At 62.6% G+C, this 18,921-nt stretch carries 21 protein-coding genes; 1 reads left to right on the top strand and 20 read right to left on the bottom strand.

Annotation, left to right across the window (positions count from 1 at the left end; translation table 11 throughout):
- Positions 1–11 precede the first annotated feature (11 nt).
- The 12 genes from MPC4_RS19790 to MPC4_RS19845 are packed head-to-tail and all read right to left on the bottom strand — an operon-like array spanning position 12 to position 11,334.
- Positions 12–335, bottom strand: coding sequence for a hypothetical protein (locus MPC4_RS19790; RefSeq protein ID WP_174514037.1), 324 nt, complete (start codon positions 333–335; stop codon positions 12–14).
- Between the two features lie 10 nt (positions 336–345).
- Complete coding sequence (locus MPC4_RS19795) at positions 346–3,147, bottom strand: hypothetical protein (protein ID WP_174514038.1); 2,802 nt, start codon at positions 3,145–3,147, stop codon at positions 346–348.
- Between the two features lie 10 nt (positions 3,148–3,157).
- On the bottom strand, positions 3,158–3,448 hold the full coding sequence (locus MPC4_RS19800; protein ID WP_174514039.1) for a hypothetical protein: 291 nt from the start codon (positions 3,446–3,448) through the stop codon (positions 3,158–3,160).
- A 9-nt stretch (positions 3,449–3,457) separates the two neighbouring features.
- Positions 3,458–5,131: a hypothetical protein gene (locus tag MPC4_RS19805; RefSeq protein ID WP_174514040.1), complete on the bottom strand. Its 1,674-nt coding sequence runs from the start codon at positions 5,129–5,131 to the stop codon at positions 3,458–3,460.
- A 1-nt stretch (position 5,132) separates the two neighbouring features.
- Complete coding sequence (locus MPC4_RS19810) at positions 5,133–5,489, bottom strand: hypothetical protein (protein ID WP_174514041.1); 357 nt, start codon at positions 5,487–5,489, stop codon at positions 5,133–5,135.
- Positions 5,489–5,992, bottom strand: a complete 504-nt coding sequence (locus MPC4_RS19815) for a DUF4376 domain-containing protein (RefSeq protein ID WP_174514042.1) — start codon at positions 5,990–5,992, stop codon at positions 5,489–5,491. The genes MPC4_RS19810 and MPC4_RS19815 overlap by 1 nt, the downstream gene beginning before the upstream one ends.
- Positions 5,993–5,995: 3 nt before the next feature.
- On the bottom strand, positions 5,996–7,372 hold the full coding sequence (locus tag MPC4_RS19820; protein WP_174514043.1) for a hypothetical protein: 1,377 nt from the start codon (positions 7,370–7,372) through the stop codon (positions 5,996–5,998).
- Between the two features lie 9 nt (positions 7,373–7,381).
- Positions 7,382–8,092, bottom strand: a complete 711-nt coding sequence (locus MPC4_RS19825; RefSeq protein ID WP_174514044.1) for a hypothetical protein — start codon at positions 8,090–8,092, stop codon at positions 7,382–7,384.
- Positions 8,089–9,207, bottom strand: a complete 1,119-nt coding sequence (locus tag MPC4_RS19830; protein WP_174514045.1) for a baseplate J/gp47 family protein — start codon at positions 9,205–9,207, stop codon at positions 8,089–8,091. The genes MPC4_RS19825 and MPC4_RS19830 overlap by 4 nt, the downstream gene beginning before the upstream one ends.
- Positions 9,207–9,770, bottom strand: a complete 564-nt coding sequence (locus MPC4_RS19835) for a phage GP46 family protein (protein ID WP_174514046.1) — start codon at positions 9,768–9,770, stop codon at positions 9,207–9,209. Before MPC4_RS19835 ends, MPC4_RS19830 begins: the two co-directional genes overlap by 1 nt.
- The gene (locus tag MPC4_RS19840; RefSeq protein WP_174514047.1) at positions 9,767–10,267 is read right to left on the bottom strand and encodes a phage baseplate assembly protein V; all 501 of its coding nucleotides are present in this window, start codon (positions 10,265–10,267) and stop codon (positions 9,767–9,769) included. Before MPC4_RS19840 ends, MPC4_RS19835 begins: the two co-directional genes overlap by 4 nt.
- The gene (locus MPC4_RS19845; RefSeq protein WP_174514048.1) at positions 10,264–11,334 is read right to left on the bottom strand and encodes a phage baseplate assembly protein; all 1,071 of its coding nucleotides are present in this window, start codon (positions 11,332–11,334) and stop codon (positions 10,264–10,266) included. The genes MPC4_RS19840 and MPC4_RS19845 overlap by 4 nt, the downstream gene beginning before the upstream one ends.
- A 155-nt stretch (positions 11,335–11,489) precedes the next feature.
- On the opposite strand from MPC4_RS19845, the gene MPC4_RS19850 reads away from it, so the two are divergent.
- Positions 11,490–11,720, top strand: a complete 231-nt coding sequence (locus MPC4_RS19850; RefSeq protein WP_174514049.1) for a helix-turn-helix transcriptional regulator — start codon at positions 11,490–11,492, stop codon at positions 11,718–11,720.
- On the opposite strand, the gene MPC4_RS19855 is transcribed toward MPC4_RS19850, so the two are convergent.
- The 8 genes from MPC4_RS19855 to MPC4_RS19890 form a co-directional block, all read right to left on the bottom strand.
- A complete protein-coding gene (locus MPC4_RS19855; RefSeq protein ID WP_174514050.1) occupies positions 11,717–12,937 on the bottom strand; it encodes a DNA circularization N-terminal domain-containing protein in 1,221 nt (406 codons plus the stop codon). The genes MPC4_RS19850 and MPC4_RS19855 overlap by 4 nt on opposite strands.
- A gap of 115 nt (positions 12,938–13,052) precedes the next feature.
- Positions 13,053–13,256 carry a hypothetical protein gene (locus MPC4_RS19860; RefSeq protein ID WP_174514051.1) on the bottom strand — a complete coding sequence of 68 codons (204 nt, stop codon included), beginning with the start codon at positions 13,254–13,256 and terminating at the stop codon, positions 13,053–13,055.
- The gene (locus MPC4_RS19865; protein WP_174514052.1) at positions 13,256–14,020 is read right to left on the bottom strand and encodes a C40 family peptidase; all 765 of its coding nucleotides are present in this window, start codon (positions 14,018–14,020) and stop codon (positions 13,256–13,258) included. Before MPC4_RS19865 ends, MPC4_RS19860 begins: the two co-directional genes overlap by 1 nt.
- A 257-nt stretch (positions 14,021–14,277) precedes the next feature.
- Positions 14,278–16,275, bottom strand: coding sequence for a hypothetical protein (locus MPC4_RS19870; RefSeq protein ID WP_174514053.1), 1,998 nt, complete (start codon positions 16,273–16,275; stop codon positions 14,278–14,280).
- 122 nt (positions 16,276–16,397) lie between these two features.
- Positions 16,398–16,700 (bottom strand): phage tail assembly protein, encoded by a 303-nt coding sequence (locus MPC4_RS19875; protein WP_174514054.1) that lies wholly within the window; start codon positions 16,698–16,700, stop codon positions 16,398–16,400.
- Between the two features lie 2 nt (positions 16,701–16,702).
- Positions 16,703–17,086, bottom strand: a complete 384-nt coding sequence (locus tag MPC4_RS19880; RefSeq protein WP_174514055.1) for a hypothetical protein — start codon at positions 17,084–17,086, stop codon at positions 16,703–16,705.
- Between the two features lie 49 nt (positions 17,087–17,135).
- Positions 17,136–18,650, bottom strand: coding sequence for a hypothetical protein (locus MPC4_RS19885; protein ID WP_174514056.1), 1,515 nt, complete (start codon positions 18,648–18,650; stop codon positions 17,136–17,138).
- A gap of 40 nt (positions 18,651–18,690) precedes the next feature.
- A complete protein-coding gene (locus MPC4_RS19890; protein ID WP_174514057.1) occupies positions 18,691–18,900 on the bottom strand; it encodes a hypothetical protein in 210 nt (69 codons plus the stop codon).
- Positions 18,901–18,921: the final 21 nt, after the last annotated feature.

Here is an 18,921-nt window from a genome sequence, read left to right on the forward strand (position 1 = left end):
TTCTCCGGAGTTTAGGCGGCGATCGCGGCGAGGAGACCGCTATTTGCGGATTGGCTGAAGTCCATGGCGCTGACGCCGGATGAGCTGACAACGAATGGCGCGAGCGGCGCCCACACCAGTCTTGCGCCAAGCGCGTCGGGCGTCGTCACATAGACGTTCGTATTGGTCCACACGTCCTGGATGCCATCGGGCACGAAGCCCAACGCGCCAACCGTTGGCGGCGCGTCGGACACCGCATACCAGATCTGGCTTTCCAGCGCCTGCAGGCACAAAGGTCCAGCGCCCAAGGACGTCCATGCGCCCGGCGTGACATCCACTTCCGTCGTCGCGGCCATGGTCGGGATCCTATGTCGCGCCAGCGACCGTTACGTCGATCGGGATGAAGCCAGGCAGCGGATTGCCGGCGGCGAACGTGAAATCGGCGTTCAACCGCGGATCGACGTCGAAAACAGAATGTGCGTCGCGGCCGGCCGCAAGCCATTGTGTCTTGCTCATGTCGGCGCTCATCCTCGAGATCGTCGCGCCGCGCATGAAAAAGAGATTATTGTCAGAAGGCATGTTGTAGCTGGCGAGATTCGCATAGAAGAGCGTCGTCGAATCTCCGGGCGTAAAGTCGAAGATGCTTTCACTTATGCTGATCGACGCCGGACCGCTCGTCGATGGCGACGCCACATATGGAAGCATCGGATAGTGCTGAACGCTTTGCGTCAGTCCGGTGTAATCGCCAACGGCGATATTGTTCGTCCACTCATGAAGCGTGCCCTTGATCTGAAACGCATTGCCGACGCCGGAAAACACCGAGTTCCGAACGATCACGCCGCGCCCGACCTGATCAACGTAAACTTTGAAATTATTGTTCCCGCGCGCGATGTAGTTCGTTCCGTCATAGGTCGGCCAGGATGATGCATAGATATCCCTGACCCAGCAGTATTCGATGACGGTCTTGGTCGATTCGACGCTCGATCCTTGCTGACCGGACAAATAGAATATGCCGAAGTCCTGAGCGCCGGTCGTGCCGCTCATGCCGAAATTGTAGCCAAGAATATATCCGAAATAATTGTTCGTCTGTTTGGTATCGTTCGTCAGGTAGGGCGCTCTGTCGAGGCCAAACGCGATGCCAAACGAGGCGGCATTGTACATCGTTACTTTTTTGATTGAGTTGAAGCCGCCGCGCCCGAAGGCAATCGATGCTGAGTTAGTGACGTTTATGCCGGTGTCGTGAATAACAACATTATCGATAATGTTGTATCCGGGCAAAAAGCTGCTGATGTTTCCGTCGCCGTCATTCCAGGCTGTCGGCGTGCTTGGCGCGCTGGATCCGCCAAACCATTGCAGGTTCATCCCCAATTCATCGGACACTGTCGGGCCATTGGCGCCCAGATCGAAATATTGCGCGCCGGCGATGAACGAGATCGCTTTCGAACCGGGCCCGAACGCCGTCGCGCTTTCGCCGGTGTGGCGGATCGAGCCGCCGGAGAATACGACATTGGCGGCGCCGACGCCGGCGATAGCTCCGACAGCGCCCGTGAACTTGCCCTGGTCGCTCTCAAGCCTTCCGAGGCGCAGCGTGTAGGAATTCGTGTGCGCGAAATTGATGTCGCTGAAGATCCAGTTGCCGACCAGGCTTCCCGAGCCGTCGCCATCCGCCGCGGCGTTCGAGAAGCGGATGATCTCGTCGACGACAGGCGCGATGAACGTGGTGACGCCGATCGCATCGCCGGGGCGCGGCACATAGGTCAGGACGCCGCTGACCGTGTCGAGATACATCTCCCCCGGAACCGATAACGACAGCGCCTCCCGGGCGTTGCAGACGCGATAGGGCTGGTTGACCTGCGCATCGTCCGTGAACAGCAAATGACTGCTCAGCGTTGCGATATTATTGACCCCGTCGACCGACGCGAGAGGCACGACCGATAATTGCCGCCTCTCGAACCTGATGCGGATGCTGGCGAGATTATGCGCGGCTGGGTCGATTTCTCCGGGATTGAACCCAAACCGGTTCGTTCCCTGGTTGCCCTGGCCATAGTCGCCGAAATTAGATGCATAAAGGGTTTCGCCCCGATAGGAAGGCGGCGAACCCGTCAGCGTCCCCGTCGCCGCCTGCGCCGAAGCGATATGATAATATTCGCTCGTCATGAGCGGCCGGATCGTCCATTGCGACCGCGCCGTGCTGGATCCGTTCGTCACCCACATTTCGTTGAAGATGGGCTGCGTTCCAGCGGCGATGGCCGGAAGCGACGCGGTCCAGAATCCGGTTGAAGAATCGACCGCCCAGCCCGTGACCGGCAAGCCGCCGCTGATCGTCACCGCCTCGCCGGGATAGGGCGCGACAGTCACCCTGTTCGGAGCCGCCGGCGTGTCGGCGTAGGTCATCGTCAGCGCGGTCGTGACGCCACAGTAGGACTGGGTCTTGCCGATGGTCTGGAAATAGACGCCGCCGCGAAAAAGGATCAAATAGCCCGCGTTGCGGTTGGCTGCGATTTTGGCGCGCAGAAGCGTTTGAGCCCTGGCGAAGGTGGCGACGGGCGCCGCGAGCGTCCCGGCCGCCGAATCGCTCCCGGAAAGCGAGACGACTATATCGGGCGCGGCCGAGATCGCCGGCGTCGGAAAGGCCGTCGTCGAGGCCCCGGAGCCGCTGGCGTTTCCCGGCGTCGTGCTCCGCGTAACTGAAGCGCCGAGATCGGCCGATGTCAGCACATAGGTCGCGGCATTGGCGCCGGCGATCGGCGTGAGATTGCGCAGCCATTGATAGGCGAAAGACGATGGCGCGTTCGTCCACGCGCCCGCGCTGCAGGACAGCGTCTGGCCGACGCAGTAGAAGCCGAGGATCGCCGGCGCTGTGACGACGGCCGGAACGGGCAGCGCCGGAGGTGTTGAGATCGTCCCAGCCGAATAGAGAAGCCGGTGTTTCAGCGCGGCCGGCTGATAGAGCACGGTCGCGCCCATCGGGCTTTGGGTCAGCGCCCACACCTGTCCCGTCGCCTGGATCGATTTTGGCTTTCCGGCGGCGAGAGTGAAGCCGCGCGCGGCGGGAGCTGGCCGGGAATCGGAAATCGCATAGCAGACTGCCCCGCGCGCGGCGCGGATCTCGAGCGGCCCAGATCCCAACGATGTCCATACATTCGGGACGAGCGGCAGCGAGATCATTTGGCCAGTATCAACCGTTGAGCGCTTCGAACATGCGGCCGACGATCAGGGGCGAGAGGAACGCCTCGGCGGCGCATTTCTTGATGAGCGCGGCTTCCTCCGGCGTGACTTCGATTTCGCCGCCGGCGTTGATCCGCAGCGCCAGGCCGAGCCGTTTGACGTTTTCCTCACCCGACAAAGCCGACTTTGGCGTCATGATGGCGTTCACGGAAAGGGCGCCAAGCTTTAGCGTCTTCTCCGCCGCGTCAAGGATCGGCTCGCCAGAGAGATCAAGAATATCCGTGGAAAAATCGATCAGCATCTTTGCTTCCTAAACGAGAGTGAAAGTCTTGGTCGCGCCACCGACCTGAGCCTTGAAGTTGGAGCCGTCGAACCAAATGTTACCATTGACTGGTGTGGTTGGGGCGGTTCCTGGGGGAATATTTATTGATGCATAACTAGTTGTGGATGCAGAGAAGGTCGTTAATCCAGCAACAATAACCAAACTGCCTTGTAGTTGTATGCCTGCAGGTGTTATTTTAACAGGCTCAGATGCGCCAAAATTAAAAATAGTTACGTCATTATCGAAGATGATCCCGCCGCCGTTCGCGGCCGTAACACTGATTATTGAACCGCCCTGAAATCCCGTTCCCCACCAAATACCGCCGTTATTGGCTGGCAAAACAATCGCAGATTGAACCCACGGCGAAGACACACCGCTCAAATCTATGCCCGCGCGCAGCGCGACGCTAGCCGTAACGCCACCATAGAGAATTGTCCCGCCAGGAGATACTCCGTATGTCGGCGCCGTGCCGGCGGCGGTTGATACTTGGAAGGCATTCATCCAACCAATCGCGCCTTGATCGCAACGCGCGTTGAACGCGGCGTCCTCAAGCGAGCCGTGAACCGCGTCCCCTACGGCAGATACAACATCCCAACCCCATTTATAAAGGCTACTGGAGCCGGCCCGCATGATGATATCAACTTCGGAGCCCGTCACATCTAAGAGATGAGTTGCTCCAGCATCTGCTATAGCTACGAAATTGGACGCGAAGAGAGCGCCCTTCTCAGACCCCAGAGACCCGCCATCACCACTCGCCGCCTCTATGCTGGCGGAGAGGCTTACGTAGTTGCGATTGGTATTCGAGGCGTCTGTTGGCGCGACGAGAAACGCGGCAGAGAGTATAGTTTGCCTGCCGCCTTTCGTTCCGGCACCACCAAAATGTTGTTCAACCAGTAGACCTTGGACGAAACCGCCCCCAACATCCAGTGTATCAGATGAAAGCTTCAACCAATTGGCGTTGAAGGCAGGGTTTCCAGCTAATACCCCGCTTAAAGATTGGATGGATGCAAACGCCTGAGACAGAGAATTAGCCGGCGTAGCCACAGACACGCCGACGCTGGAGAGACCGGTTGCCGCTAAGCTGCCAACTTTAGATCCGTTGACATAGAAATTATGCGCATGGCCTCCGGCGACCATATAGTCGAGCGCTGACGCCGACACGCCGAAGCCATCGCCGGCGCTTCCAAAAAGCGATAGCTTTGGATTTGCGCCAGGCACGGTGGAGTAGCTGGCGTCAAAATTCAACCGCGTCGGCGTGGCGCTTCCCGTTGAGCCATTTCCGACCGTCAGGACCGCGCCGCCGCTGCTATTGATCGCGACAGGATTGAGGAAGACCGGATTGATCTTGGATCCAGAGATCGCCGCTGTGGCGCTGATCTGCGCGTCGGTTAATCCAGCGATCTGCGCTAACGGCACAAACCGCAAGCCATCGAGGCCTGCGATCCCGTTCGCAACGCCGACGAGGGCTACCAGCGCCGCGGACGCGGCCGCTGCGGCCGTCGCCCCGGCAGAGGCGCTGGTTGCGGCGGATGCGGCGGACGCCAGCGCCGACTCGCCGGCGGACAGCGAATAGGCCAGCGCGGCGGCGATAGCGTCCGTCAGCGTCGGCTGGAGCACCGCGGGCGTGGCGTCTGGCGTCGTAACGACGACTGTATCTGTCATGCTACCTCGTCACACCGGATGAGACTGCGAGCGCGCCGCCGGTGAAGATTTTTACGATCGCGGGATTTGGGACCGGCAATAGCGCCTGCAGGTCATAGACATTGGTCGCGGCGGCGAGCTGGGCCATGTCCGCGTAGGGCGCGGTCGAGGTCAGAAGCTTCGAGCTAGGCTCATACGAGAGAAGCCCGCGCGCCATGTCGGCGGGGTTCGATGACCAGCGATAGATCACCAGCGTATCGCCGGCCGCCGCCCGCATCTGCATGCGGAACGTCGCCTGCGTCAGGTCATAGAGGAGCGCCCATTGGCTGAGGCTGACCGTCCAGATCCAGGACTGATTATTGGCGAAAGCGAGATCCATCAGCTATTCGCGGGCCACGCCGCCGCATCGATCCCGGCGAAGGTCGTGATGGTTCCGGCGGCGATCGCCGCCTGCGCGGCGCCCTCCGCCGTGAACGCCGCCTGCACGAAAATGCCGACGGCCGCCCCAAGCGCCTGCAATTGCGAAGGCGTGATCGGCGTCACGCCGTTCCAGAGAATGGGGGTCGATGGATCGGTCTGCGAAAGCTGCACGGCGCGCGAGACATATCCTTGCCACTGTTCGGCCGTCGAAGATTGAAACCCGCCAGCCGTCACCGTTCCACTGGCGATGACGGACGCCCATTTGGCGGCGGCATAGGCCTCAAGCTCGGCCCGCGTCGGTGGCGGCGGTGGAGGGGGCGCGAGGAAGGCGCCATTCTCGAATATCCAGCCGACGGCGATATCAGGAACAGCCGAGACGTCAACCAATTCGACGTCTGGATGCAGGACGGGCTTCTCGGCAAAAAGCTCGACGGCTACTCCGTTTTGTTTCAATGCAAACATTGGTTATCCCACCTCGGACACGAGGACGAAACCGCCCTGCCCGGCGCGGCCATTCGGATTTCCGGACGGACCACCGTCGCCGCCCTGACCGCCGCTACCGAACAGGCCGGCGAGATAAGGCACGCCGCCGGAGCCGATGACGACGATCGCTCCCGTCACATTGCCGTTCGAAAAGCCGGGGCTTCCCGCGCCGCCCGCGAACCCGTACCCGCCGAACCCTCCGGTTCCGCCCGCCGTGCCGATCGCGCCCATCGCCGTCATTAACGCTCCGAAAGACGACGCGCCCCCATTGCCGTTCGATCCGGCCGCGGCTCCCGCGCCTACGGTGACGGCAATGCCAACACCCGGCGTTACCTGGAAATAGCCATAGCGGTATTCTCCAGCGCCGCCGCCCTGCCCGGCCGTGTAGCTGCTGCCGCCGACATTCCGGCCCGCCGCGGCACCGGCCCATTCCTGCACCATGACGAGGGAGCCGCCCGGTATAAACGTTCCACTCGACATAAAAGGCACGATGCGCGAAACGCCCTTGGGCAGCGGGTTCAAAAGCCGCAAACTCACGCCATCATAAAGGAACAACGCGGTATAGCCGCCAATGTTGCTCATTTCACCGCCAGAAAGCGCGGCGCCGCTGTTGTTGAGGACGATATTTTTGAGGCCCAGGCCGTTGAAATTGGCCTGTGACGGGCCGGTGTTGGGATTGGCGATCGGAACCGAAAAAAGCATCCCAGGCTTATAGGAAGAGATCGCCGGCGCTACATTCGCGACGATCGTGTTGGCGGCGGCGCTCGTGTCCGCGCCGAAATGCACCATCGCCGCTTCCGGCACGGACTCCCCGAGCTGCCATTTGCCCAACGTCACGTTCCAGCGGAAAGCCGAAAACAGCGAAGGATTGAGCTCGCCGCCGACGAGAGGCGCGCCGGTCGACGACACGACCGCGTTGATCACGCCAGCGGCGGACAATGTCACCGGTCCGGGGATGTTGGCTATCGCGGGACGCATGACGATGAGCATGCCGTCGACGAGTTCCGGCGGAACGGGCGAGAGCTGCGCGACAAGAGCGTTGACGCCGCCCGCGTCCGTCGCGACATGCATCTTGCCGCGCTGGATCAGATGCAGCGCGGCGTTAAGCAGCATCAAATCGGAATTGTCTTCCGGAACGACCGGGGCGCCAGAGATCTGCGGGCCATTGCCGCGCGCGAGAATGCGCAGATTAGCCAGCACGCCGTTCAGAAATTCCGCCGAAATCTCCGTGCCGTCCTGCGCCGTCGAGGAGGTGCAGTCCTGCAGCCATGTGTCGATCGCCGCCATGATGCGGCTGTCGGCCGGGCGCGTCGTCGTGACGTTGGTGGCGGTTGCTCCGGGGCCGAGGATGTCTGTCATCGTTTTTCCTTAAGCCGCGATCGCCGCCAGCAGGCTGCTATTGTCGCCGCTACGAAAATCCATCGAGGAGGCGGGCACAGTGGTCGTGGAATAAACGATCAGCACATGCGCATGGACGATGCGCTCGAGCAGGCATTCGAGCGCCGAGAGATCTGGCGGGCAGGCAAGCGGCTGGCCGGCGAGCAGCCGGCCTGCGAGAGGGGGCGTCCGATAGCCGCCCGTATAGGCAGGGCTATCCGCAAGATTGACGAGCACGTGCAATTCGCCCATGCGGCGCCCGCGCCCGGCCTGCGCGCAGCCCGCCAGCGCACGCCCGGCAATCGCGCCGCAGCCCGTCTCAAGACAGGCGATCGACCATCCCGCGCGCGCTGCGATCGCCTGGAAATAATCGCATTGCGTGCCCCCGAAAGCCGCGACCTTGCCGCAGAGATCGGGATAGGGGTCGCAGGCGTCCGGCAGTCCATATTGCCTGAGCCAGACGTCATTCGTCTCGGTCTCGCTCTGGCAGAAGAATTCAAGCCGCAGCGCGCAGAGCCGCTCTTCGATATAGGCCCAGCTCGCCGCCAGCGCGTTGAGGAAGCCTCGCCGCACCGGCGCGTCCTCGTCGGTGCGCCAGGCGCGTCCTCGAGGCAGCAGTTTGACCAGCTGGTCGAGCGCCTGCGGCTGTGTCAGGCAGATATCTTCCGATACGACGCCGGGGCTGCAGGAAGAGCTGCTCATGGCTGCAGATCAACCGAGCCGAGCACCGGGATGGCGCCGGGGGCGATCGGAATGTCAGCCGAGGGCAGCGCCAGCACATGACGTTGCTCGCCGCTGGCGTTGGCGATCGCCTGCCAGATCCATGACCGCGAGAAGACCTGCGGCGAGGCGAGAAACGGCATCGACGGCGTCGCCGTATCCGAGCCCGCGACCGCGCCGAGCCGCCGCATCATGTCGAGCAGTTCGTCAACGATCGCCTGCTTGACTGATGTCGTGTAAGGCGCGACGCCCGTCGCGACGATATCGATCGGCTGCGATGTCGGAGCCGAAACAGTCACAAACGCCGTCGCGGGCTCTTGCGCGGCGATCGCCGCGATGACCGCCTCGATGTAAGGATCGGTCGCGACGCCGCCTGTCCCGGCAAACAGATCGTCGAAAATCGGGAACACGCGCACCGTGCCGGGGCCGCGATAAAGCCGCTCGACGAAAACGCGCGTGACGCCGGCGACCGCCCTGCCCCACATCACATAGTCCGACGCGGCGCCGCCATGCGGCGGATAGCGCAACCGGAACAGGATGCGGTCGCGCCAGGCCTCCAGATCCTCGATGTCGAGGCCACCGATGACGCCGCCAGCTGCGACCGACGCCGTCGCGGCCGAGGCGCCATTTCCGGTCGGCCCTGAGCCGATCGTCAAAATCGTGCCGGCGTCGGCATTACCGAGAGCGCCCGTCGCCTGCGCGACCACGGAAACCAGCAGCGTTCCGGCGGCGGCAAGCGAGAAGTCGGCGGCGGCGGCGTATTGCACGCCATCGGCGCGCGTGAACAGCGTACCGGCCGGGACCAGAATATCAGCCGGCGAGACAACCCCGATGCGGCCTGTCGCCAGCGCCGCGGGCTTACGGGGCATGTTATATTGCGACGCATGCTTCGGCAGCCAAATCTCGTCCGCGTACAGGACGAAGGCCTGCTGCCCGACATAATCCATACGGCCGAAGATCTCGAAGTCGCGGCCGGCGATAACCTTCGCGGTCGGCTGGACATTATTGAGCGGCAGCGAGGCGTCGAGATTGGCGTAGGCGCGGAACGCGCCAATCGTGCGTTGATAGAGGTCGCCAAGCGCGGGGAGTGCGAACATCAGCCGCGCGGAGATCCGATGGCGGCCGGAGCGGCCTGGCGCCAGCTCATCTCAAACCTGCGATCATAGATTTTCGATCCGTCCTGGCCGTAAAGCGCGATGTCGAGAAAAATCCCATTGCCTTGCGGCAGAATACTCGCCGATGCGGCGATATTAGCGGCGGCGCCGGCGTCGAGCAGCGGCTGCAGCGCCGCGAGCGCAAAGACTTCGGCATATCGGCGCGTCGTCTCGGTGGCGACGGAGCGTTCGAGCAGCCAGAGCAGCGAGCCCATGGGGGCTTCGCCGTCTTCCAGAAGGCCGTCGCCCCACCAGCCGCGCGGGTCACCATCGGCGTATTGTTCCAAAGGATGCCCGGGCGGACACGCCTGATCGGTAAAGAGAGTGATCACAACGAACGTCGCCAGCGCCGCGAGGTTTTGCAGACCCCCGAGATTGGATGGCGCATCCTGCGGCCCGGCGAAAGCCCAATCGGCGCAACCGGTCGTCTCGTTATAGACCGAGTCCCAGCCGAATAACCCATTGTCGCTGCAGGCAGGATCTGGCCGGATGACAATATCGCTCACTTCACGAAGACTTTTTGCGCAAGATTGCTGATATCGGCGTCGCCGGCGGTATCGATTGTGCCCTTCATCGACGCCGGCAGCGATGCATCGGCGCCGCCGAGATAGACCATCCCGTCGAGCACGATTTTCGGCGCCGTAAGCGTGATTGTGTCCGTTCCCACAATGCGCAGGTTCTTTTTGATCAGAGAGATGGCTTGGCCATTCGCATCATAAAGGACAGTGCCGCCCTGCTCGGTGTTTTTTGGCCGATACTGCGGATGCTCAAGTCCCAGCACATGCGCGCGGTCGGAACGGCCGCCTTGCATCAGGATTACGCCCTCGCCACCAGCCGGCGGCACGGTCGACAGCCCGAAGTGCTGTGAACGCACAACGTTTTTAAACTGTTCGCCGGAGAGGCCATTCAAGGTCGCGCGCTGTTGCGTGCCGGCATCGTCGATGCTTACGACCGAGACGCGGCGCAGGCTGCCCTTGATCGCCGTATCGTGTTCGTCAGTCATTGCAATGTCGCATCGCTGGAGTCGAAAGACCACTGCGAGCCGGAGCCGGAGGATTTACCGGCTTGGCCGCCATGCGCTTGCGGATCGACAAGCGACAGCAGAGACCACGTCCTCGACTCGGCCTGCTGATAGCTCACATTCTCGATCAGCATATCCTGCGCGAGGCCGGCAAATGGGCTCTCCGTCCAGACCTTATTGCCGGGAGTCCAGAGGACGCCAGTCTCGTCGCGCCAGCCGGCGGTTTGGACTGTGGCGCGAACGCCGTCGCCGGCCGCTTTATCCCGGCGGTTTTCAGCGCGCTTTTGCAGGCGCGTCTTGTCCGTGTTGGCGTCCTGCACGTGCACCAAAGGACGCAGCCTCGGGATCGTGCTATCCAGAGCGATCGCCTCCATTTGCAGCGCATCCTTGCCGTGGCCATCATAGCTTTGGCCGCGCGCATAGATCTTGGAATGGCGATTCGTGGCGTTGAAATCGCCATCTATCACTTCAATGTTGACGCCCTGGATCAATGCGCCCGGCTGCCTCTGCGCCGTCTGCCCGGCTTTCGTCAGCTTGATCGATCCATCCGCCTGCCCCGCCAGCGTCACGCCCTGGTCGCGGCAGGCGCGTTCGATCGCGCGGAACAGCGTCTCCCCCGGCTGCAACTGAAACTCGGGAATCTTGTCGAACTGCGCGTCAGACGAAAAACCGATATTGAACCGGTCGAGCGCCTTGGCGATATCGAGCGGCGTCATGTTCTCGAAACGGCCAGTCGGATGGACGCAGGAGCAATCGACGGCGTCCTGACCCTTCGCGCGGCCTTCGATGCTGATATAGCCCTGGCGCGGGTCGAGATGCGGGCGGCGGCGATCGATGAAGCCGTTAAACACCAGCTCGCCGGTCGCATATATTTTCAGCGGCGTGAACAATTGGAACAGCGCCGCCGTAGCGTCCGCGCCAAGCTGCGCCGCCGCGAGCAGAAAGAAGTCGCGGCACGCCTCCTTGATCGAGCCGCGCACCTTGACGTTCTGCCAGGATGAATAAAGCGAACCGCCGACGGCGACCGTGACGAACTCAGCCTGCGGCATAAAATATTCGCTGAACGCACACGGCTTCCGAGACACACATCAATATATTTGTCAATGAGGGCTTTCAGCGAATTTTGAGCTCATTAGCTCTCATTCCTCAGCGTGGCGAGATCAAGCAATATCCGAGTCGATAAAACTAGGTTCGGAGCTATCAAATGGACCGCACACTCACCGAGAATTGGAAATTGCTTGACGAAAATGGCGTTGCAGACTTCCTCAACGTGAAAGTTGCCACACTTCAATCATGGCGCGTCAAGGGCTGTGGCCCGGATTTCGTTCGTGTCGGGCGCTGTATCCGCTACCGCCCAAGCGATATCCTCGCATGGGTCGAGGCTCGGACCTGTGCGAATACGTCGCAAAACCGCGCTTCTGGAAATTCGCGTTAGGAAGCAACAACCGACGGCGCCAGCGCCGATATGCGCATCGGCATCCAGGCAGGGTGGCGCACGCTGTTGCGGGCGACGAGCGAAGCCGCCTGCGATGGGTCCTGATAAAGCCGCCACGCCCACCAGAGCGAAGGCATCGGCGAATTGGAGCTCGCCGTCACGAGAGGCCGCAGATCGGCGATGACGGAGGAAAGATAGGACAGCGCGGCGGCGAGCAAATTCTGCAGCGCGACGTAAAGGTCGATGTTCGCAGCGCCGGCGCAATCGGCAAATTCGACGTCAAACCGCGCGACCAGCAGCTGCCGCGCGGCGACGCCGTCCGGCCGCGACGCATAGGACGCCGACGCCACCGCGGAAACATCGGCCGTCATCAAAGTCAGACGCGCCAGACGCTGCGCTAAAGCCGCGTTGGCGGCGAGAGTCTGCGCTGACGGCGTTGTGCCCATCGGCGGCGGCAGCGACGCCAGATCATCCACGGCGGCGCCAAAAGCAGTCGCCGCCGATGCGGGGTCCATCGCCGTTTGAAGCGCCGCAGCGGCGGCGAGGCTGTCGGTCACGACGCTCGTATCGACGCCGGTCAGCGAAGAGACCGCAGTGGGAACGGCGTTATAAATGCCGGCCAGAGTCGATTGCAGGCCGGCCGAAACCACCGGGTCGATGACGGCCTCGGCGCGCACGGTTTCGAGGACAGCGGGAATATCCTGCAGGCCAGCTATCGCGGATGAGACAACCCAACCGGGCTGCGCGAATGCCTGCATCTGCGCTGCGGCCGTGGTAATCGCGGCGCCGAGCGAATCAACCGCGTCATAGACGAACTGCGCCAGCATCAGGACCGACGTCAGCGGGCTCGACGCGCCCGCGCGGACGAAATCCAGCGTGAAGGCGACGAGGCCCATGCGGTCTTTGGCGTAGGCGCGGTCATAGGCGCGCAGATGCGCGCTGAGCGGCCCCTCGATCGGCAGAACAAGCACGCCAGGCCCCGGCGTATCCAGCGCGGCGCGAAAGGCCATCGCGTCGGCGTCGACGGTGTCGCTGGCGAGATAGGCGGTGACCTGAAACGTCGGCGCGGTCTTGCCGAGGTCCTCGATGAAAGGCGTCTCTGAGCCGGGGAATTCATGGATGGCGATGCGCCGGCCGCCGGGGCCGCGATCCGACTCAACCTGAAACGCAATGCCGCGGAAGCTCGCCGGCCAGAGGGTCGATGGCCAGTTGCGCATCCGTCCTCCCCAAGCCGAGACAACAAAAAACCCGGCGCGGGAAGCGTCGGGTTTTTAGCCTTTTAAAGCCTGCACAGGATGCGCCAAATTCCGCCCGCAAGTCAAGGGCTATTATCTATCTATCGATCTCCGCAAGCCTGTCGAAGAGATAGCCTGTAGACCGCACCTTGCCGACGATTCGTGTCGCCCGCTCATCAATGAGGACGGCGATTTCGTCGCCGGTGAGACTTTCGATGATCCGCGCCGATAAATCGAAGGATAGCCAATGCATGATCATCAGATTGAAGCGATCGATCGGGGTCTTGATATATCGCACCATCACTCCGGCTTCTTCAAACTCTCACGCGCTTTCGCCATCTCGGATGCGCGCGGCAATTCAGCGTCCCCCGCGCGGCGGATCATGTTGCGTCCGCCGGGCCTCTCCCAGGAGGTTTTGACGCGATCGCTGTAGTTGCCGGAGATCATCTCGACGCGGCCGTCCTTGACGCGGCCGGTCAACAGGCCGACGTGGCCGCCGGTCCGGCCGGGACCAAGCCCGCGCGTCTCGACCAGCACATCGCCGGCGGAGACGCCCTTCGCGGGGTCGACCGGCACGCCCCATTTCTCATAAGACGTCGCGACATTGCCGCCCCGGCTCGCCGGGACGTCTTTGACGCCAGCCTTGCGCAACGAGGCTCCGACAAAAGAGGCGCACCAGGCCGTATCGGCCGGGTTCATGCCGTGACCGCCGGTCGCGAGATATTTGCGGATCAGCGCATTGTCGCTCCGCTCATGCGCGCCGGCGATTGATTTTGCCGCGTCGACCGCCGCAGCCGGCGTCGAACCGCCGGGGGATGCGGTCACCGGCGTCATCGCGCCATTGTCGCGAAGCGGGGAGTGCCGCAGATAGCGATGATGCGCCGGTGTGGTGATGAGGCCTGTCGCCCGGGGCGTCACGGCGCTCAGTGACGCGGAGGGCGTCGCGCCGACCGGCGGCAAGATCTGTTCGGGCGAAAGAGGTGGAACCCCGGACGATTGCGACGTCCTGAGCAGCGACTCGGGCGATGGTTGCGAAAAAGAGATGCGCGTCTGCATAATCAGCATAAGATCGGCTTTCCAGGAGGAAGCACGGCATGCTGCGCCTGATAATCGCCGCGGCGATCATATGCGTCGGCTGCGCCGCAGACGGGCAAGGCTGCGACGGGTGCGGCTGCAAAGGAGGTCCAGGCTATAGAGGCCCAGATGGACAATGCCTCAGTTGGAAGCGCCTCAATAGCGTCTGCGGTATCCCGCCGACGACCCATTGCAAGCCAGAGCAAGTGAATACTAAAGACAAGGACGAAAAGCCCGTCCCGAAATAACTAATTCCCCGAAACGCCGGTCGGCGCGGCTTCCGGCATCGAGGTTCCTGTGTTCGCGCGCAACGCGCCATTGGCGCTGATGCTGCGCGCCGTCTCGATAGCGCTGAAAAGCTCCGGCGAGGCGTCGATTTTCACCGTCAGGGAAATATCCGCCGCGCCCTTCAGCTCGGCGATCGCCGGGCCTTCCTTGCCGAGCGGCGTCGGCGCGACATGGCTGCTATCCCATTTCGACATGTAGCCAAGATTGGACGGCGGCCGCAGCCTGCCGCTGCTCGAAAAGCCGCCGCCAGAGCCGAGCGTAAAATCATGCTCATAGCCGCTTGGGCCGCCATTCGGGCCATAGCGGCCGCGCGCGAAGGTTTTTTGCGAGATGGCGTCATCGTAAAGAGCGCCGGAGGCGCGCAGACCAACGGCCGTAGCGGCGAGCCCCGCGGAAAGCGCGCCGGCGCCAACGGCCACCGGACCCGATACGATGCCGACGCCAGGCACCAGGCTGAGAACGCCAGCTCCAGCCGCGACGCCTGCGAGTGCGCCCGCTCCGGCGGCCGCGACGCCGCTGGCGGACGCCAGGGCAGGATGCTTTTTCGCGTTATCCATGAGCGCCTGCGTCGCGGCGGCCGTGGCGCTTGTGAATGCCGTTAGGGCGACCGTCGCGGGGCCCATCGCCGGCTCCGCCACTGCGCCGAATAAATTCTTCGACGCCGTCGTCGCCCCTGTCGCCGCGGCGACAGGATCATTTTTCAAAAGATCGGCGCCGCCCGCGATGCCCGCGGCGCTCTGGTACATGCGCGCGTGATTGGCGAGGCCTTCGCGCTGATTGAGCATATGCGTAAACAGGTTGGCGGCGCGGGAGCCGGGGAACAGCCGCTCGAATTCCTTATTCTGCTCGATTGGATCGGTGATGCCAGCCGACTCCATGGCCGGTAGGAGCTTCTGCAGCAGGAATAAATCAGGGTCCGTCTGGCCCAGCCGCCAATCCTTCAGATTATGCCCGGCCTTGAGGCCCTTGACCTCGCCATTATTCGTGTGGTCGAGATCGTCATCGGTCAAAAATCCCAGCCGCAGCCACTCCTTGCCCGCCGCGTGATTATTGGCGAGGCCACCACCCCCAAGCGTTTTGGACGCCTGTTGCAAGGCGGTTCCGGCCTGCTGACCACCCATTTCCTGGGTAAGGGAAAGCGCCGCCGTCGTGATGAACCGATCGGAGAGCTGCAACCCGGCAGACTTGGACATTTTCGCAAATTCAAGGACGTCTTCATCCCTGAGCGTCTTGCCCATCACCTGCTGCCCCTTGACAGAAGCGTCGATGAACTTCTTGAATTCGGCGGGATCGTTCGCTTTGCCAAGCAGTTCGGCCGCCTTCATCGCATAGACGAGGTCTTCCGGGTTGCCGCTGCCGCCGGCGCGCATGGCGGATTTCGCTGCGACGACAGAATCGAGGTTCGGCAGCACCTCCTCTGGGTTCGACAGCACTGAGCGAAGCTCTTTATAGGTGTCGAACACCTCCGCCCGTTCGATATTTGGATATTTCGACAGATAGCCGCGCGAGGCGTCCTCCACGGCGGCGATTTCCGGCCGCGTGATGCCGGCGACACCCATGCGCGCTTTGGACGATTCGATCGCGGCGCCGGCCTTGACGGCCTCTGCCGTGATCGCGGCGAAGGCCGCCCCCACCACAGGCACGATCGACTGGGCGACGGAGCCAATCCCCTCGATCGCCTTGGACAAGCCGCCGACATGCGCCGCCGCTCCGGCTACGCTGCCCCCTATATCATCAAAGGCCTTGACTACCTTGCCTGCGTCTTGCCCGACATTCGCGATCGCGCCGGAAATGCCGCCGATCTTCGCGGAAACATCACCGATGCCGCCGGAGATGCGGCCAACATCCGCTGAAACACCGCCGATCGCCGCGATCTTGCGCTCGATCTCGGCGAAGGCCGGTCCCGTCTTGTCATCAGCGCTGATGACAAGCCTGGCCTCCATCATCGAGCTTGCCATGATGCTTTAAGCCTTCTTGCGGCGCAGAACCGCGCGCTCATGCCAATAGATGATGCGCGATAGGGGCATGGACTCGATTTCTCGCACGGCGAGATCGAAAAACAGCGCGTCGATTATTTTTCTCAGGTCGCCGGGGCGGCGTCCGTAAAAAAACTCAGAAGTTCCTTTTTCACCTTTCGCGCGTCGGCGAGCGAAAGCAGGCGCAGCACATGAGCCCCGCTCTCATGCTGCACGCAGGCATCTAAATAATTGGCGACGACAGCCTTATCCTCCGCGAAGAAAAAGCCGCCATTGGAATTGACGGCGGTGAAAGGATCGCCGAAATCGAGGTAATTGGCGCCAGTCGGTTCGCGAAGCACGATTTCGGCGATCCTTCTGCCGTGCATCTCAACAGGCTCCGCCAGCACGATCGTTTTCATCGCCATTTTCAAGCGCTCGTCTTGGTGTAGGCCGTGGCGCGGCCTTTGATGCCGGTGACTTCGCCGGTCATGTGATCGACGCGGGGCTTGCCTTCGAATTGCGCGACGGTCCAGGTGTGCATGCGCCCGGTCTGCTCTTCGACGAGCGTGATATTGTAGGGGCCGCCAAGCATGATCGCGGCCCAGTCGAGCGCTGTCGCCGTGCCCGTCGGCGTATCCTCGAAGGTCGGCTCGAAGATGTAGCCCATCGGCTTCATCGTGCGATAGATCGAACCGTCCTGATTCGCGCCGCCGTCCATCTCGAGCGCGGACGGTTCGCTTTCGAATTTAGCGCGCAAGGTCAGCGGACTGCCGCCGACCGTAAAGCGCATAAAGCCGCCGAAATCTGCCATGAAAGGCTCCTGATGAGAAAACTCTTTACGGGGAAGGATTGGCCTCTAATTAGAAGCCAGGCGGATACGCCTGGTAGAACGTCGCGTTGACGGCGAGGATGTCGAGCGGATTGACGCGCTCGATCGGCGCCAGCACGTCGCATCGCGCGGGGTTGCTCGCATTGGCCTGCACGATCAGATTGCGCGTGAAGGTGTCGGCGTCCTGAAAGACGCCACGGTTAACCAGATCCGTATAGGCATGCACGAAAGTGCCCTTGATGTCGGACGGCGTCGAGATCGCCGCCAGATTGCCGGGGTTGCTCGCCGCGAAGGCTTTCTGGCCCTGCTCGACGGCCAGCATGGCGCGGATGTATTGAATGCCGCCGGCGGCCTGATAGATCGCCTGGATATCGCGAAACACCGTATCCGGCTGGCCCGACGTGCCGACGCGGTAGCAGGTCACGGTCTTGTCGATCATGACATTGCCGCTCGTGTCGATCGTCGAGGTCGAAATGCCGGAATTCAGAAGCGTGTTGCGCGCTGAATAGTTCCACAGGCCGGAACGGCTGCGCGGGCCGCGCACGCCCTGCACAATACGGCCAGTCTGGTTGCGCGAGACGTTGCCGGTGGTGACGTCGGAGAGCCATGTCGATTCAAGGGCGGCGCGGCCGGCGACCCATTCCCAGGACGGCGTAACCGAGCCCGGGAAGCGGCCAATGAGGAGCTGATGGCGGTCATTGAGGCCGAGGCCAAGCGTCGTCAGCGCCGAGAAAGCGCTGGTCGAAACGCTCCAGTAATGACCATAGCTCTGGCGGCTCCAGGCCCAGCGGCCCGAAGTGTCATTGAAGGCTATTGTCGCCGCCGCGAGATTGATCGCGTCGGAGAAGGGCGAGACGACGAAATCGGCCGGATCATCGCCGAGGGCGGCGAGCGCGGAAGACAGGGTCGGCGTTCCAGTGCCGAGAACCGGCTGCGCAACGGTCAAAACACCCGTAGCGCCCAGAACATTGGAAGGCGCCGTCGAATTGTAAATATCGACGTCATTCATGATGGCGCCGGCGTGGCGCGCCAGCAGCGTCACGACATTGGTCGCGACCGTCGCGGTCAGCGGCAGCATGGCGTTGGTCAGCGTGTCGTAGAAGGCGTTGATGGCCGCCCCGAGCGAGGCCGCGACGGTCGCGGTTGTATCCGTGGTCGAGACGGCGATCGCGATCTGGCGGCCGCAGATCTCGATGACGCCCTGTCCGGGCGCCGGAAGCGTCGCGACAGTCAGCGTCCATTGCGCGGGAGGCGTGCCGGGATCGGCGACAGCCTCGATCCAGATCGGCTGGGCCGGCGCATTGGCCGCGGCGAGACGGAACATCTCACGCAGCATCGAGCCGGGGCCAGCGAAGGCGTCGGCGTCATTTTGCGAGGCGACGGGCGTCGGCGTATCGAGCGCCAGCGATCCGGCCGCGGTGGCGTGACCTTGCAGCACGATGCGGGTCGCCGGCTGATATTGGCCGCCGGAGTTGACCTCGAAGAACTGGCCGGGCGCGGCCAGCCCTGTGCCTGGAATGTACTGAAAGATGACGCCATTGGTCACGGGCTGGCTCCATGGGGTTAATCGTGTCGGGAAGGATTGTTTAGGCGCTCAGCTCGTCGTGATCCGTTGGCGCATCAGAAAGGCGCGGGCCGAGCGCAAGCGAACCGTCGTGCAGCAGCATCAGCCAGAATGAATCGAACGTATCGATGGTTTCGCCGGCGTCATCAGCCGAGAAGAACCGTTGGGTGCCGGGAACAGGCAGCTTGTGCGACGGATGGACGAGATGGGCCTGGACATGGCGTTCAGACATGATCAATCCTCAAAAGTTGAA

It is taken from the genome of Methylocella tundrae (genome assembly GCF_901905185.1).
Taxonomy (GTDB): Bacteria; Pseudomonadota; Alphaproteobacteria; order Rhizobiales; family Beijerinckiaceae; genus Methylocapsa; species Methylocapsa tundrae.

Excerpts from the sequence above, each read along its gene's own strand:
- MPC4_RS19790 (WP_174514037.1), bottom strand. The coding sequence starts at position 335 with ATGGCCGCGACGACGGAAGTGGATGTCACGCCGGGCGCATGGACGTCC.
- MPC4_RS19795 (WP_174514038.1), bottom strand. The coding sequence starts at position 3,147 with ATGATCTCGCTGCCGCTCGTCCCGAATGTATGGACATCGTTGGGATCT.
- MPC4_RS19800 (WP_174514039.1), bottom strand. The coding sequence starts at position 3,448 with ATGCTGATCGATTTTTCCACGGATATTCTTGATCTCTCTGGCGAGCCG.
- MPC4_RS19805 (WP_174514040.1), bottom strand. The coding sequence starts at position 5,131 with ATGACAGATACAGTCGTCGTTACGACGCCAGACGCCACGCCCGCGGTG.
- MPC4_RS19810 (WP_174514041.1), bottom strand. The coding sequence starts at position 5,489 with ATGGATCTCGCTTTCGCCAATAATCAGTCCTGGATCTGGACGGTCAGC.
- MPC4_RS19815 (WP_174514042.1), bottom strand. The coding sequence starts at position 5,992 with ATGTTTGCATTGAAACAAAACGGAGTAGCCGTCGAGCTTTTTGCCGAG.
- MPC4_RS19820 (WP_174514043.1), bottom strand. The coding sequence starts at position 7,372 with ATGACAGACATCCTCGGCCCCGGAGCAACCGCCACCAACGTCACGACG.
- MPC4_RS19825 (WP_174514044.1), bottom strand. The coding sequence starts at position 8,092 with ATGAGCAGCTCTTCCTGCAGCCCCGGCGTCGTATCGGAAGATATCTGC.
- MPC4_RS19830 (WP_174514045.1), bottom strand. The coding sequence starts at position 9,207 with ATGTTCGCACTCCCCGCGCTTGGCGACCTCTATCAACGCACGATTGGC.
- MPC4_RS19840 (WP_174514047.1), bottom strand. The coding sequence starts at position 10,267 with ATGACTGACGAACACGATACGGCGATCAAGGGCAGCCTGCGCCGCGTC.
- MPC4_RS19845 (WP_174514048.1), bottom strand. The coding sequence starts at position 11,334 with ATGCCGCAGGCTGAGTTCGTCACGGTCGCCGTCGGCGGTTCGCTTTAT.
- MPC4_RS19850 (WP_174514049.1), top strand. The coding sequence starts at position 11,490 with ATGGACCGCACACTCACCGAGAATTGGAAATTGCTTGACGAAAATGGC.
- MPC4_RS19855 (WP_174514050.1), bottom strand. The coding sequence starts at position 12,937 with ATGCGCAACTGGCCATCGACCCTCTGGCCGGCGAGCTTCCGCGGCATT.
- MPC4_RS19860 (WP_174514051.1), bottom strand. The coding sequence starts at position 13,256 with ATGGTGCGATATATCAAGACCCCGATCGATCGCTTCAATCTGATGATC.
- MPC4_RS19865 (WP_174514052.1), bottom strand. The coding sequence starts at position 14,020 with ATGCTGATTATGCAGACGCGCATCTCTTTTTCGCAACCATCGCCCGAG.
- MPC4_RS19870 (WP_174514053.1), bottom strand. The coding sequence starts at position 16,275 with ATGGCAAGCTCGATGATGGAGGCCAGGCTTGTCATCAGCGCTGATGAC.
- MPC4_RS19875 (WP_174514054.1), bottom strand. The coding sequence starts at position 16,700 with ATGGCGATGAAAACGATCGTGCTGGCGGAGCCTGTTGAGATGCACGGC.
- MPC4_RS19880 (WP_174514055.1), bottom strand. The coding sequence starts at position 17,086 with ATGGCAGATTTCGGCGGCTTTATGCGCTTTACGGTCGGCGGCAGTCCG.
- MPC4_RS19890 (WP_174514057.1), bottom strand. The coding sequence starts at position 18,900 with ATGTCTGAACGCCATGTCCAGGCCCATCTCGTCCATCCGTCGCACAAG.